The organism is Streptomyces sp. NPDC021622, assembly GCF_040640795.1.
In the GTDB taxonomy this organism is placed as follows: Bacteria; Actinomycetota; Actinomycetes; order Streptomycetales; family Streptomycetaceae; genus Streptomyces.
Genome location: NZ_JBFACK010000009.1, coordinates 197,152 through 211,432, shown reverse-complemented (window position 1 = coordinate 211,432; position 14,281 = coordinate 197,152). Strand labels below are relative to the sequence as shown.

Sequence of the window (14,281 nt, the reverse complement as noted above, 5' to 3'; positions counted from 1 at the left end):
GGGGTGGTCGTCGCCTGCACGGTGAGCGGCTGGTGCCGGTCGTCCAGCGTTGGGCGCGGCGTGACGCCGGGTGCCCCGCTCGACCTCAACGCCGTGCGGTGACCGTTCCCTCCACTGCGAAGAGTTGTTCCTCGACGTGGTCCAGGGCCAGGCGTAGGGCGCCCGTTGCCACCGCGGCCTCGCCGAGCATCGACAGGGCCACCCGGGGCGGGCGCAGGCAGTAGCGGGCCAGCTCTCGGCGCAGCGGCTCCAGTACGCCGTCGAGGCCGGCCGCCCAGCCGCCCACCACGACCAGCTCGGGGTCCAGGGCGAGTACCAGGGCCGCCACGTCGTGCACCAGGCGCTGGATGAACCGCTCGACGGCCTGCCGTGCCCGTTCGTCGCCCTCACGCGCGTGCGCGAACACCTCCGCCACCGCCTGCTCGTCGAGCGGGTGCAGCGGCTCGTCCGTGGTCGAGAGGAGCGTCTCCGGGGTGACGTCACGGCCCAGCAGATGCAGGGCGCCGATCTCGCCGGCCGCGCCGCCGTAGCCGCGGTGCAGACGTCCGCCGATCAGTGCACCGGCTCCCGGACTGAGACCGGCGAGGACGAACACCACGTCGTCGACCTCGGTCGCCGCGCCCTTCCAGTGCTCGGCGACGGCCGCCGTGTTCGCGTCGTTCTCCACCAGGACCGGGCACTTGAACGACCGGCGCAGGCGCTCGCCCAGGGGCAGTCCTGTCCACTCCGGAAGGGCCGTGCCCAGGCGCACCGTGCCGTCCGCCTCCACGATGCCGGGGCTGCCCACGCCGACCGCGCGCAGTGAGCTGCGGGCGATCCCGGCGCGGCGCAGAAGATCCGCGACCGCCGTGCGCAGGCGCTCGATGCGCTCGTCCGCCGGGGCGGTCTCGTCCACGTCCTTGGCCGTCGTGCCAAGGACCCGGCCGTCGAGGTCAGACAACACCGCGGCCACCCGATGCGGGCCGATCTCCAGGCCCAGCAGATGGCCCGCTTCGGCGCGGAAGCGGAACCTCCGCGCGGGCCGTCCCTGGCGTCGTGCCGCGCCTTCCTCGGCGGCGGTCTCCACCACGAGCCCGGCCTCGATGAGCCCCTCGACGACCCCCTCGACGGTGGGCCTGGACAGGCCGGTCACCCGCGTGACCTCGGTGAGTGTCGCGAGGTCCGCCGCACGCAGCGCGTGCAGCACCACCGCGGAGTTGATCCGCCGCAGCAGAGAGGGATCCCCGCCGGTCAGCCGCCCCAACGTCCGTCCTCCCAGCTCGTGCGCATGTTGGGCGGATCGTACTCGCAGGGGCGGGCCGCTGCGAGTGCCGGGCCCGTCCGTGACGGAGAGTGCCGGTCGGCGCCCTTCATCCAGGTGCCCCTCATCCGGGCCCGCTTCATCCGGGCGCCCCTCATCCCGGCGCGACGAAACCGGATTCGTACGCGGCGATCACCGCCTGCGTCCGGTCGCGGGCCCCCAGTTTGCCGAGCACGGAACTGACATGGGACTTGACCGTCTCGGCGCCGACGATCAGCTCCGCGGCGATCTCCGCGTTCGACAGGCCGCGCGCCATAAGGCGCAGCACGTCCGCCTCGCGTTCGGTCAGCGCCGCCCGGTCGAGCGTGTCCCGCGCCGCCGCGTTGCCGGGGCGGCGCCCGTACTCGCCCGCGAGCTGCCGCACCGCCGCCGGGAACAGCAGGGACTCGCCCTCCGCGACCAGACGGACCGCGTTCACGATCTCGGCGGGCCTGGCGCGCTTGAGCAGGAAACCGTCGGCGCCCGCGCGCAGCGCCTCGTACACGTACTCGTCGTTCTCGAAGGTCGTCACCACGAGGATCTTCGGCGGGTCCTGCACCGTGCGAAGGACCGCGCGGGTGGCCTCGATGCCGTCGAGGAGCGGCATGCGCACGTCCATCGCGACCACGTCGGGCCGCAGCTGCCGCACCAGGGGGATCACCGCGGCGCCGTCGGCCGCCTCGCCGACCACCTCGATGTCGGGCTGCGCCTCCAGAACGGCGCGCAGGCCCGTGCGTACGAGGGGTTCGTCGTCGACCAGGAGCACTGTGACCGGCATCCGGTCAGCGTAGATCACCCAAGCGGCAGTTCGACGTGCACCTGCCATTCGCCGTCGTACGGACCCGTGGTGGCCCGGCCGCCGAGCAGCGTGGCGCGCTCGCGGATGCCGCGAAGACCGCTGCCGCCCCGGCCGGTCGCCGGTGTTCCGGCGGGCAGCGCGTTGCGCACGTCCATGTCCAGGACCCCGTCGTCGACCGCGATCCGGACTCGCACCGGGACCGGACCGGAGTGGCGCAGCACGTTGGTGAGGGACTCCTGGAGCATGCGATAGCCCTCCCGGGACACCGGTCCGGGGACGCTCTCCAGGGGGCCCGTCACCTCGGTGTCGACCTTCGCTCCCGAGGCGCGCGCGGACTCCAGGAGGCGTTCGGCGTCGGCGAGCGTGGGGCGCCGGCTCGCGGGCCGCTCGTCCTCGCGCAGCACCCGCAGGACACGCTCCAGGTCTTCGAGGGCTGCCCTGCCGGTCTCCTCGATCGCGTCCAGGGCGCGGTCGGTGAACTCGGGGTCGGCGGCGGCCCGCGCGGCACCCGCCTGGACGACCGCGACGGTCAGCGCGTGACCGATGGAGTCGTGCAGCTCCCGGGCGATCCGGGTGCGTTCGAGGAGCTGCTCCGTGCGCTCCTCCAGGGCGGCAAGCCGCTCGGAGGGCGAGGGGCCGAGCAGCCTGCGGGCGGCGGCGGTCATCAGTCGGCCCGCCACCACGACCACCGCCATGAGCACCAGGACGGGGATCGGCGTGAGCAGCAGGTTGGTCAAGCCCTGGCCGGGGAGAGGGACGAGCACGCCGGAGCTCTCGGGAGGCTCCGTCGCCCCTCCCAGCATGACGAGGGCGGTGCCAAGACACTGGACGGTGACGAAGACGGCCGCGCACCCCGCCTCCAGACGCAGCACGAGCCACACCGCCGTCCTGCCGCGATCGCTCCATGAAGCAGAGGGCGTCACGGAGATACCGGAATCCTCGCCACCGCCCTTCACGCGCGCGTGCTGCCCGGGAACGAGCATCAGGCGTGCCTGGAGCCCCTCCGCCCGGCGCATGGCGGGCACCAGGGCCGCCGCGGCGACCAGCGGGACGGGCAGCGCCACGATCAGCATCCAGTCACCGAACGAGGGACTGTCCAGGCCCGGGTAGACGGACGCGCAGATCAGCGCGATGCCCGCGCCGACGAGCATGTGCAGCCACCGGGTGTACGTGACGGCGCGCGTGAGAGGCCTGAAGAAGCGGGGCATCCCGTCATCGTGCCAGGCGGGCGGCGGCGCACGGCTCCCCCGTGAGGGGGAGAGGCAATCCCCGGGCGGGGGAAGCCCCGATGACTCCGCGGCCGCGAGGCTGGGCCCATGACCAGCATCGACGTCCAAGAGCTCACCAAGGAGTACGGCACCACCCGCGCGGTCGACGGACTGACGTTCACCGTCCGGCCCGGCCGGGTCACCGGATTCCTCGGCCCCAACGGCGCCGGCAAGTCCACCACCATGCGCCTCCTCCTCGGCCTCGACCGGCCCACCTCGGGGACCGCGACGGTCGGCGGCCGCTCCTACGCGTCCCTCGACGAACCCCTGCGCCACGTGGGAGCGCTGCTCGACGCCCAGGCCGCCCACGGCTCGCGCACCGCACGCAACCACCTGCTCGCCCTCGCCGTCAGCAACCGCATCGCCGTGCGCCGCGTGGACGAGGTCCTGGAGGAGACGGGGCTCACCAAGGTGGCAGGGCGCCGCATCAAGACGTACTCCCTGGGCATGCGCCAGCGCCTGGGCATCGCGGGCGCGCTGCTCGGCGATCCGCGCGTGGTGCTCCTGGACGAGCCGTCCAACGGCCTGGACCCCGAAGGCATCATCTGGATCCGCGAGTTGATGCGCAGGCTCGCCCGCGAGGGTCGCACGGTGCTTGTGTCAAGCCATCTCATGAACGAGACGGCCACGTTCGCCGACGACCTCGTCGTACTCGGCAGGGGCAGGCTGCTCGCCGATACCCCGATGCGGGATTTCATCGAGGCACACAGCAGGCCCCGGGTGAGGCTGCGTACTCCGGAGCACGACCGCCTGCGCGATGTCCTGGCTGGAAAGGGGCACGCGCTGGTGGCGGCGGACGACGGCCGCTGGAGCGTCGACGGAGTGAAGGCCGAGGAGATCGGGTCGATCGCAGCCGGGCACGGCATCCCCATCCTCGAACTCTCCGACGAACAGGCCTCCTTGGAGCAGGCTTATCTGTCCCTCACGGCCGGTGACACCGAGTTCGCGGCCGCCGCACCCAAGCCCCGCCAGGAGGCCTGACCATGTCGACGACCGCCGTGCTCCACTCGGAGTGGATCAAGATCAAGTCGGTGCGGGCCAGCCTCGGTTCGCTGATCTCCGTCTTCGTCGCCACCGTCGCCATCACGGTCCTCGCGTTCGCCGCGGTCGGCGAGGCGGAGTCGGACAACGCCGACTTCGAACCGCTCTTCGGCGCCTTCTACGCGCTCAACTTCGGCCAGATCGCGGCCATCAGTTTCGGTACGACGGCGATGTCGTCCGAGTACGTGAACGGCGCCCTGCGGATCTCGCTCGCCGCGGTGCCGAGGAGAGGGCTCTTCTACGGCGCCAAGGTCGCGGTGGTGGGCGCGCTCGCCCTGGCCACGGGGATCGTCACCAGCTTCGCGGCGTTCCTGTCCGGGCAGGCCTTCATGGGGGACGCGGCCATCGGCCTCGGCCATGACGGGGCGGTGCGCGCGTGCGTCGGCGGCGGGATCTACCTCGCCCTCATGGCGCTGCTCGCGGCGGGCCTGACCATGGTGCTGCGCAGCGGGGTCGCGGTGCTGAGCATCCTCATCCCCTTCACGCTGATCGTGTCCTTCGTGGTCGGTGACGTGGCGAGCGGAGTCGCCGCCTACCTGCCCGACCAGGCGGGGCAGCAGGTGCTCCACGAGGATCCGACGGGAACGCTCGGCCCCTGGGCGGGACTTGCCGTCTCGGCGGCGTGGGCGGCGGCCGCGCTGCTCGCCGGGTGGTGGGCGGTGCGGCGGCGCGACGCGTGAGACGGAGGCGCGACGCGTGAGACGGGCGGCCGGAATGCGACCTCCGGGGCCTGGCAGCGGGCCAGTTGTCAGTGGTGGCCGCTTTACTGGATGCCATGAGTACGGCACAGCATCTCGCCACGATCGACCTGCTGTGCTCCCGGGAGTTCCCCGCGGAGCACGGCAGGTCGGACGCGGGCGCCGGCGGTCCCGGCTATCACATCGCCGAGTTACTCACGAGCGAGGACTTCTGGGAGGACGACGGCACCGCGTGGGAGGCGACCGAGGAGCAGTACGAGGCCGAGCGCGACGGCCTATCGGTGCTCCTGACCCACCGCTGGGGAGCGCCGGACCTGTTCAGCCTCGACAGCCTCCTCGAGCGGACGCTGAGCGGCGGCGAGGACGGCGCGGGCGAGGACATACCGGAGCCGTGGGGCTCGCTGAGCTCCTCGGTGCCGGACCTGCACCTGTGGCGCGTCGACGGGCGGTGGGTGGCCCTCGGCGTCTCCCAGTGGGACAAGGAACTGCCGTTCCAGCTCATAGCCGTCGTCACGGAGATCGATCCGCCGTAGCGGACGCGGTCACCGCGTGCACCCGGACGGGGCGCCCGCAGGCGGGATCCACGGTCCCCCGCTCCACGCGCATGCCGAGCTTGTTCATGACGCGCTCCGACGCGTCGTTGCCCACCTGGACGATGCTGACGATCCGCTCAAGGCCACGGTCGCCCAGGCCGAAGTCGAGCGCGGCGCGCGCCGCCTCGGTGGCCAGGCCCCGTCCCCAGAAGGGGCGGCCGAGACGCCAGCCGATCTCGACGGCAGGCAGCACCTCGGGCAGGTAGTGCGGCACGGACAGACCGGTGAACCCGGCGAGTTCACCGGTGGCACGGACCTCCACGGCGAAAAGGCCGAACCCCTCGGTCTCCCACCCGTGTTCCCACAGCGCCAGGCTGCTCCGCGTCTGCTCCTCCTGGTCGTGCACCGAGCCGTCGCCGATCCAGCGCATCACCTCCGGGTCGGAGTTGATCGTGGTCATCGGGGCGATGTCGGCCTCGCGCCAGCGTCGGAGCAGGAGACGCGGCGTGAGCAGCGTGGTCAACGGGTGCCTTCCGCTGGGGCAAGCCCAAGGCCCTCGCCGTGGCGTTCGAAGTGGCGGGCCACCTCGGCGTCGGTCACCTGGGCGAGTTCGGCGGGGGACCAGTGCGGGTCGCGATCCTTGTCCACGACCTGGGCGCGGATGCCCTCCACCATGTCCGGCGCCGTGATCGCGGCGCGGGAGACGCGGTACTCCTGCTCGAGCACCTGCTCAAGAGTGGCGAGCGCGCGGGCCCGGCGCAGCGAGGCGAGCGTGACCTTCAAGGACGTGGGGGACTTGGCGAGGACGGTCTCGGCCGCCTCCTTGGCCGCCGGGTCGCCGGAGTCGTACAGCCGGCCGACGATCTCCTCGACCGAGTCGGCGGCGTAACAGGCGTCGATCCACTCGCGGTGCGCGGCCAGTTCGCCTTCGGGCGCGGTGGTCGCGTACGTGCCGAGCACATCGTCCACGTCCGAGCCGGCCAGCGCCCCGGTGAACTCCGCGATGCGCTCCGAGGGTACGTAGTGGTCGGCGAGGCCGCAGAGCAGCGCGTCCGCCGCGCCCACCGTGGTGCCGGTCAGCGCGAGATGGGTGCCGAGCTCGCCGGGCGTCCGCGTCAGCAGATAGGTGCCGCCGACGTCCGGCACGAAGCCGATGCCGGTCTCCGGCATGGCGATCCGGGACCGCTCGGTGACGATCCGCACGCCGCCGTGCGCCGATACGCCGACACCGCCGCCCATCACGATGCCGTCCATCACGGCGACGTACGGCTTCGGGAAGCGGGCGATGCGGGCGTTGAGCCGGTACTCGTCGCGCCAGAACGCCACCGAGGCGGCGCCGCCGCCCGCGCGGATGTCGTCGTGGATGGAGCGGATGTCACCCCCGGCGCACAGCCCCCGCTCGCCGGCCCCGGTGAGCACCACGGTCCGGATCGCGTCGTCCCGTTCCCAGTCGGTGAGGGCGTCGTCCATCAGACGCACCATGGCGTGGTTGAGGGCGTTGATGGCGCGCGGCCGGTTGAGGACGATGTGCGCTGCGCGGCCGCGGGTGTGGAGGAGGACCGGGGCGGTGGCGTCGACGGAGGCGGGCGTCATGGGCTGAGTTGGCTCCTTCGCTGGCACATGGGGCGGTCGGCGCGCGGGGCACGGCAGACACGTGAGCGAGCCTAAGCGGTGAGTGCAGTACTCGTCCGCGGGTTCGTTGTGGCTGGTCGCGCCCACGCGGCGGAGCCGCACATGTCACAGCCCCGCGCCCCTTCGGGGGCGCGCCCCCTCGGGGCGCTACCCAATGGACCCCCCGCCCTGAAACGCCTCCAGGATCCGTTCCGCCGCCGACGTCGCCGTCAACGTGCCCTCCCGGACGCCCTGTTCGAGGAGTGGAGCAAGGCTTCGTACCTCGGTGTGGGCGCGGAGGCGGTCCAGGAGTTCGTCCTGGACCATGGTCCAGGTCCAGTCGACCTGCTGGTCGCGCCGCTTGGCGGACAGGCGGCCCGTGGAGTCCAGGAGCGTGCGGTGCTGTTCCAGGCGGTCCCAGACCTCGTCAAGGCCGCTGGACTCCCGCGCGCTGCAGCTGAGCACCGGGGGAGTCCATGCCGCGTCCGCCGGGTGCATCAGGCGCAGCGCGCCCGCCAGTTCGCGGGCCGCCGAGCGGGCGTCCCGTTCGTGCGGGCCGTCCGCCTTGTTGATCGCGAGGACGTCCGCGAGTTCCAGGACGCCCTTCTTGATGCCCTGGAGCTGGTCGCCGGTGCGGGCCAGGCTGAGCAGCAGGAAGGAGTCGACCATGTTCGCGACCGCCGTCTCCGACTGGCCCACGCCCACCGTCTCCACAAGCACCACGTCGTAGCCCGCGGCCTCCATCACCACGATCGACTCGCGTGTGGCCTTCGCGACCCCGCCGAGCGTCCCTGCGGTGGGGGACGGGCGTACGAACGCGGACGGGTCCACCGCGAGGCGTTCCATCCTCGTCTTGTCGCCGAGGATGGAACCGCCCGTGCGGGTGGAGGACGGGTCGACGGCCAGGACCGCGACCCGGTGGCCGAGACCCGTCAGCATGGTGCCGAGCGCGTCGATGAACGTGGACTTGCCCACGCCGGGCACCCCGCTGATGCCGATCCGCCGCGCCCGCCCGCTGTGCGGGAGCAGCTCGGTCAGCAACTCCTGGGCGAGGGCCCGGTGTTGGGGTCTGGTCGACTCGACGAGTGTGATCGCGCGGGCGATCTGCGCCCGCTTCCCGTCGAGTACGCCCTTGACGTACGTGTCGATGTCGATCGTCGGGGCCATCGGCTCACCGGCTCACAGCTCGTGGCCGAGATCGGCCGCAAGTCGCTTCACCAGGTCGTACGCCGCATCCGGGATCACCGTGCCGGGCGGGAAGACGGCCGCCGCGCCCATCTCGAGGAGCGTCGGCACATCCTGCGGCGGGATCACGCCGCCCACGACGATCATGATGTCCTCGCGGCCCTCGGCGGCGAGCTCGGTGCGCAGCGCCGGTACGAGGGTCAGGTGCCCCGCGGCCAGCGAGGAGACGCCGACGATGTGCACGTCCGCCTCCACGGCCTGGCGTGCGACCTCGGCCGGGGTCTGGAAGAGCGGGCCGACATCCACGTCGAAGCCGAGGTCGGCGAAGGCGGTGGCGATGACCTTCTGGCCGCGGTCGTGCCCGTCCTGGCCCATCTTGGCGACCAGGATGCGCGGCCTGCGCCCCTCGGCCTCTTCGAAGGACTCGACGAGCGTACGGGTGCGCTCCACGGACGGGGACGAGCCTGCTTCGGTGCGGTACACACCGGAGATCGTACGGATCTGCCCCGCGTGGCGGCCATACGTGGCCTCCAGGGCGTCCGAGATCTCGCCGACGGTCGCCTTGGCGCGGGCCGCGTCGACCGCCAGTGCGAGGAGGTTGCCCTCAAGGCCCGGTCCGGGGGCCCGCTCGGCCGCCGCCGTCAGCGCCCGCAGCGCGTCCTGGCAGGCCGCCTCGTCGCGCTCCTCGCGCAGCCGCTTCAACTTGGCGATCTGCTGGCTGCGTACGGACGAGTTGTCGACCTTCAGGACGTCGATCTGCTCGTCCGTCTCCACGCGGTACTTGTTGACGCCGATGACGGGCTGGCGTCCGGAGTCGATCCGCGCCTGGGTGCGGGCCGCGGCCTCCTCGACGCGCAGCTTCGGGATGCCCGCGTCGATGGCCTTGGCCATGCCGCCGGCCGCCTCGACCTCCTCGATGTGCTGCCAGGCGCGGCGCGCCAGGTCGTGCGTCAGCTTCTCCACGTAGGCGCTGCCGCCCCACGGGTCGATGGTCCGCGTTGTGCCCGACTCCTGCTGGATGAGCAGCTGGGTGTTGCGGGCGATGCGCGCGGAGAAGTCGGTCGGCAGGGCGAGCGCCTCGTCCAGGGCGTTCGTGTGCAGCGACTGGGTGTGGCCCTGGGTCGCCGCCATCGCCTCGACGCACGTACGCGTGACGTTGTTGAACACGTCCTGCGCGGTCAGCGACCAGCCGGAGGTCTGCGAATGGGTGCGCAGGGAGAGCGACTTGGCGTTCTTCGGGTCGAACTGCTTGACCAGCTTTGCCCAGAGGAGGCGCGCCGCGCGGAGCTTGGCGACCTCCATGAAGAAGTTCATGCCGATCGCCCAGAAGAAGGAGAGCCGCGGCGCGAACGCGTCGACGTCCAGGCCCGCTTCCTGTCCCGCCCGCAGGTACTCCACGCCGTCCGCGAGGGTGTACGCAAGCTCCAAGTCGGCCGTCGCACCCGCCTCTTGGATGTGATAGCCGGAGATCGAGATGGAGTTGTAGCGCGGCATCTTCTGCGAGGTGTACGCGAAGATGTCGGAGATGATCCGCATCGAGGGCTTGGGCGGATAGATGTAGGTGTTGCGGACCATGAACTCTTTGAGGATGTCGTTCTGGATGGTCCCGGCCAGCTTCTCGGGCGGTACGCCCTGTTCCTCGGCGGCCACGATGTAGAGGGCGAGTACGGGAAGCACCGCGCCGTTCATCGTCATCGACACCGTCATCTTGTCCAGCGGGATGCCGTCGAAGAGCTGACGCATGTCGTAGATCGAGTCGATCGCGACGCCCGCCATGCCGACGTCGCCGGTCACGCGCGGGTGGTCGCTGTCATAGCCGCGGTGCGTCGGCAGGTCGAAGGCGACCGAAAGGCCCTTCTGTCCTGCCGCGAGGTTGCGGCGGTAGAAGGCGTTGGACTCCTCGGCCGTGGAGAATCCCGCGTACTGCCGGATCGTCCAGGGCTGATTGACGTACATCGTGGGGTAGGGGCCGCGCAGATACGGCGCCACACCCGGATACGTCTGGAGGAAGTCGAGGCCCTCCAGGTCGGCGCCCGTGTACAGCGGCTTGACCGCGATGCCTTCCGGGGTTTCCCACAGGAGGTCGTCGTCGGCCTTGCCCGAGGACTCCTTGACGGCGCTGCGCCACTGGTCCTTGGAGACGTCGGAGGGAGCGTCCGATGTCAGGTCGACACCGGAGAAGTCGGGGATCCGCATTACGCCACTCCCATGTGGTCGAGGGTGGAGGAGAGCACGGACACGGCGTCACAGCCCGCGAAGACGTATGCGTCGACGGCTTTGTGCTCGGCGGGGCGTCCGGCAAGGAACACCCTTTGCGCGCCTGCCGACTTGATCGCGTCGGCGACCGCTTCGGCCTGCTCTTCGTAGAGCGCGTCGCTGGAACAGAGGCACGCCACCGTCGCGCCGCTGGCCTTGAACGCCTCGGCGGCCGTCGTCGCGTCCACCGACACCGGGTCGTGCACGGCTTCGATGCCGCCCGCCTGGAAGAGGTTGGCGGCGAACGAGGCCCGCGCGGTGTGCGCGGCGGCGGGGCCGAGCGCGGCGAGGAACACGCGGGGGCGGGCCCCGGTCGCCGCGAGGTGCGCGTCCGAACGGGCACGCAGGGCTTCGTACGCCTCGTCGCGGCGCACGCGCGGCAGGCCGCCCGACGGCTCTGCGGGGGAAGCCTCGCGCTCGACCGGACGCTCCGTCAGATTCGGGAACTCGCTGACACCGGTGATCGGTTCACGCCGTGTGGCGAGCTTCTTGCTGCGCTTGGCCCAGGTCGCGGCGAGACGCTCGCCGACCAGGCCGGAGCGCAGGGCCGCGGCCTGACCGCCCGCGCCCTCGATCTCCTGGAAGAACTCCCAGGCGGCGTGGGCGAGTTCGTCCGTGAGTCGCTCCACGTACCAGGAGCCGCCCGCCGGGTCGATCACCCGCGCCAGATGCGACTCCTCCAGGAGGATCGTCGACGTGTTGCGGGCGATACGGCGCGCGAAGGCGTCCGGCAGGCCCAGCGAGTGGTCGAACGGCAGGACGGTCACGGCGTCGGCGCCGCCGACACCCGCGCCGAGGCACGCCACCGTCGTCCGCAGCATGTTCACCCAAGGATCACGGCGCGACATCATCACCGGCGACGTCACGGCGTGCTGCCGCTGGGCGCCGGCCTGCGGAGCACCGCAGACCTCGGCCACGCGCGCCCACAAGCGCCGCGCGGCACGCAGCTTGGCGATGGTCAGGAACTGGTCGGCGGTGGCCGCGTACCGGAACTCCAGCTGGGCGCAGGCCGCTTCGACCGAGAGCCCGGCGTCGGCCAGCTCGCGCAGGTAGGCCACGCCCGTGGCCAGGGATGCGCCGAGCTCCTGCGCGGCCGAGCCGCCCGCCTCGTGGTACGGCAGGGCGTCCACGGTCAGCGCCCGCAGGTTCGGGTACCGCTGCCCGCAGACGCGGGCCAGTTCGACGGCGGCCGCGGCGTCGAGCCGCTCACCGGTGCGCGCCTCGTGCCCGAGCGGGTCCGCGCCCAGGGTGCCGTGCGCCGTGTCCTCGGCGACGCCGCGCACCTCGTACAGACGGAACAACTCACGTGCGGCGGGCTCGAATTCGGCGCCCGCGTCCAGGGCGACGGGGGCCAGGTCGAGAAAGACGCCGTCGAGCGCCCGGGCGAGTCCGGACACCGGAAGCGCGCCCGCACCTACGCCGAGCCAGAGTGACGTGACGCCGTTCTCCAGGTCCGCGAGCGCCGTCTCGTTGGTGCGCGCCGGGTCCGTGGTCGCGTGTCGCTGGCGTACGTCCCAGCCGGACGCGGCAGTGCCCGCGGCGCCGCCGCCCCGGACAAAGGGGGCGAAACCCGGGTAGCCGGCGTCGGGCGCGGCTTCTCGGGCGGTGTACAAGGGGCGGGTGCTGAGCCCGTCCTCGAGCGCGGTGGACAGCGCTTCCTCGGCGGCCGGTCCCGATACGTCCTTACCCGATTTGCGCAGTACGCCTTCCACCAGGCGCTGCCACTGCTCATGGGTCGCATCAGGGAACTCGGCGGCCAGCGAAAGCCCGTCGTCAGGCAGGACCGTCATGGGCATGATGCTAGGGCGGAATCCCTGGCACTCGGTGCCGGGTAGGGCTGTGACCTTGACCTCTTCCGAACTCTCTTGATCTCAAACGAGCGGACGGCTACGGCGGAGGGCGCCTCTGACCGGCGCATACGCGTCCCTCGGCGGCCCCCGCGCCCCTCGGCTACTCGAGCCCGGACGCCCGGAAGACTGCTTCGGCTCTGTCATGTTCGACGCGCTCCGCGATCCGGCGCAGTGCCGTCGCCCCGCACAGCAGCGATCCGCGCTCGGCGGACGTCCGGGCGCCGTCCGCCACGAGACGCCACAGCGGCGGATTGGCGATCAGTACGCCGGGGTCGAGCACGACCTGTCCGCCGGAGGCGTCCCGCAGGACGAGGCGCGGCGCGATGCCGTCGTCGCGGCGCACGGCGACGAGGCCGTCGAGCCGTACGGACCGCCGCCGGAGCAGGCCGCGGGAGACCAGGGCCTCCGGGCGGGCCCTGACGCGCGGCGGTGTCAGGACGGCGAAGAGCAGCGCGGCCAGGCCGAGCCACAGGAGCGCGCCCCGGACGTCGAGCCGGCCGGTCGCCGCGTCGAGCACCAGCAGCAGCCCGAAGAGCAGCGCGGCGCAGCCCGCGGCGGACCGGGCGTCACCGGCCCAGGTGCGGTCGTGCGTCCACGGGGCGTGCGTGCACGGGGCGTGCGTGCACGGGGCGTGCTCCGTGGGGCCGGGAGCCTCGGGGCCACCGGGGGTGCGCCGTGCGGGGCGCGTCATGCGTCGGGCCATGAGGCGACGCTAGGGGCGTCACATGGCCAGGTGCTCCGCCGCGCCCGACCCTTGACGCGCCACTGACGCCGCACCCGGCCACGTTGACGACCGCCTGACGGCAGGGCTGCCGGTGACGTGGTGGACGTACTCGTGCTGGAGCCCTGCAGTCGGTGTCTTCTCAGCCGGTGTCTTTCAAGCGGTGGCGGCGTGGCCGACAAGCAGGTCCGCGAGCTTGTTGAGGCGCTTGACGGTGCGGTCCTCCGTGGCGGCCGCGGCCGGCTCGACGCGCTCGTCACGGTCGTAGTACGCGCCGTTGACGATCTCCGTCGCCGGGTCGCACAGCCGCACCACGTGCGCCGCGCCCTGCGCCGGGGACACGCCCTCGTTGGCGTACAACGGCATCAGCGCTGTCTCGCACACGCCGGGGTGCACCGAGACCGCCGTGACGCGCGGGTCCGAAGCGAAGACCGTGAGCGCAAGCTGCGACTGGGCGTACGCGGCGAGCCGCGAGTAACGGCGGGCGCGGTTCGGGTCGTTCCACTGGATGGACGCGGTGCGGTGCAGCGAGGACGATACGTTGACGATGCGGCCGACGCGGCCATCGGCGTCGGTCGTGAGCGCGGGTTCGAGGAGGCCGGTGAGCAGGTAGTGCGCGAGGAAGTTCACCTGGAAGGCGATCTCGTTGCCGTCCGGGGTGATGGTGTGCCGCTCCGGGGCTGCCATGCCCGCGTTGTTCACCAGCACGTCCAGCCGCGGGTGTTCGGCCACCACACGGTGCGCCAGGCGCTCGACCTCGTCGAGGCGGGTGAAGTCGGCGCCGAACGCGCGGAGCCGGTCGGCGTCGATGCCGGCGGTGGCGACGAGGCGGTCGGCCGCCGCCTGCGCGTCATCGGCGGTGCGGCCGTGCACCAGCACGGTGGCGCCGCGTTCGGCGAGGAGCCGAGCGGTCTCGTAGCCGATCCCGGAGGTGGCTCCGGTGACCAGAACGGTCCGTCCGGACAGGGGTGCAGAAGACATGGTCTTGTTCCTGGGGTTCGTGAGGATGCGTGAGTGGGCGCGCACGCCAGGCGCGGCCC

The 14,281-nt window shown here is 72.1% G+C and carries 13 protein-coding genes; 3 read left to right on the top strand and 10 right to left on the bottom strand.

The genetic code is table 11. The annotated features are described in order from the left end of the window. Positions 1-85 precede the first annotated feature (85 nt). The 3 genes from AB0G47_RS19865 to AB0G47_RS19855 all read right to left on the bottom strand — a co-directional run bounded on the left by AB0G47_RS19865 (position 86) and on the right by AB0G47_RS19855 (position 3,286). Positions 86-1,243, bottom strand: coding sequence for an ROK family transcriptional regulator (locus AB0G47_RS19865; protein WP_360771367.1), 1,158 nt, complete (start codon positions 1,241-1,243; stop codon positions 86-88). Positions 1,244-1,394: 151 nt separating this feature from the next. Continuing rightward, positions 1,395-2,057 (bottom strand): response regulator transcription factor, encoded by a 663-nt coding sequence (locus AB0G47_RS19860; RefSeq protein ID WP_266869283.1) that lies wholly within the window; start codon positions 2,055-2,057, stop codon positions 1,395-1,397. Between the two features lie 14 nt (positions 2,058-2,071). Continuing rightward, complete coding sequence (locus tag AB0G47_RS19855) at positions 2,072-3,286, bottom strand: histidine kinase (protein WP_360771365.1); 1,215 nt, start codon at positions 3,284-3,286, stop codon at positions 2,072-2,074. 108 nt (positions 3,287-3,394) lie between these two features. Here AB0G47_RS19855 and AB0G47_RS19850 point away from each other — a divergent pair, with 108 nt between their 5' ends. The 3 genes from AB0G47_RS19850 (at position 3,395) to AB0G47_RS19840 (ending at position 5,618) form a co-directional block, all read left to right on the top strand. Next, positions 3,395-4,327 carry an ATP-binding cassette domain-containing protein gene (locus tag AB0G47_RS19850; protein WP_360771362.1) on the top strand — a complete coding sequence of 311 codons (933 nt, stop codon included), beginning with the start codon at positions 3,395-3,397 and terminating at the stop codon, positions 4,325-4,327. A 2-nt stretch (positions 4,328-4,329) separates the two neighbouring features. Next, positions 4,330-5,067 carry an ABC transporter permease gene (locus tag AB0G47_RS19845; protein ID WP_360771359.1) on the top strand — a complete coding sequence of 246 codons (738 nt, stop codon included), beginning with the start codon at positions 4,330-4,332 and terminating at the stop codon, positions 5,065-5,067. 95 nt (positions 5,068-5,162) lie between these two features. Continuing rightward, entirely contained in the window at positions 5,163-5,618 is a 456-nt protein-coding gene (locus AB0G47_RS19840; protein ID WP_360771356.1) for a hypothetical protein, read from the top strand. On the opposite strand, the gene AB0G47_RS19835 is transcribed toward AB0G47_RS19840, so the two are convergent. From AB0G47_RS19835 to AB0G47_RS19805, 7 genes are all read right to left on the bottom strand, one after another. Then, positions 5,596-6,141 carry a GNAT family N-acetyltransferase gene (locus tag AB0G47_RS19835; RefSeq protein WP_360771353.1) on the bottom strand — a complete coding sequence of 182 codons (546 nt, stop codon included), beginning with the start codon at positions 6,139-6,141 and terminating at the stop codon, positions 5,596-5,598. The two genes, AB0G47_RS19840 and AB0G47_RS19835, sit on opposite strands and share 23 nt — an antisense overlap. Further along, positions 6,138-7,211, bottom strand: coding sequence for an enoyl-CoA hydratase/isomerase family protein (locus tag AB0G47_RS19830; protein ID WP_360771350.1), 1,074 nt, complete (start codon positions 7,209-7,211; stop codon positions 6,138-6,140). Before AB0G47_RS19830 ends, AB0G47_RS19835 begins: the two co-directional genes overlap by 4 nt. A gap of 186 nt (positions 7,212-7,397) precedes the next feature. Next, positions 7,398-8,396 (bottom strand): methylmalonyl Co-A mutase-associated GTPase MeaB, encoded by a 999-nt coding sequence (gene meaB, locus AB0G47_RS19825; protein ID WP_360771347.1) that lies wholly within the window; start codon positions 8,394-8,396, stop codon positions 7,398-7,400. Positions 8,397-8,408: 12 nt separating this feature from the next. After that, positions 8,409-10,610, bottom strand: a complete 2,202-nt coding sequence (gene scpA, locus AB0G47_RS19820; RefSeq protein ID WP_360771344.1) for a methylmalonyl-CoA mutase — start codon at positions 10,608-10,610, stop codon at positions 8,409-8,411. Continuing rightward, positions 10,610-12,460, bottom strand: a complete 1,851-nt coding sequence (gene mutA, locus AB0G47_RS19815) for a methylmalonyl-CoA mutase small subunit (RefSeq protein ID WP_360771341.1) — start codon at positions 12,458-12,460, stop codon at positions 10,610-10,612. Before mutA ends, scpA begins: the two co-directional genes overlap by 1 nt. 160 nt (positions 12,461-12,620) lie before the next feature. Then, positions 12,621-13,223 (bottom strand): hypothetical protein, encoded by a 603-nt coding sequence (locus tag AB0G47_RS19810; protein WP_360771338.1) that lies wholly within the window; start codon positions 13,221-13,223, stop codon positions 12,621-12,623. 174 nt (positions 13,224-13,397) lie between these two features. Next, positions 13,398-14,222, bottom strand: coding sequence for an SDR family NAD(P)-dependent oxidoreductase (locus AB0G47_RS19805; protein ID WP_360771335.1), 825 nt, complete (start codon positions 14,220-14,222; stop codon positions 13,398-13,400). Between the last annotated feature and the right edge of the window lie 59 nt (positions 14,223-14,281).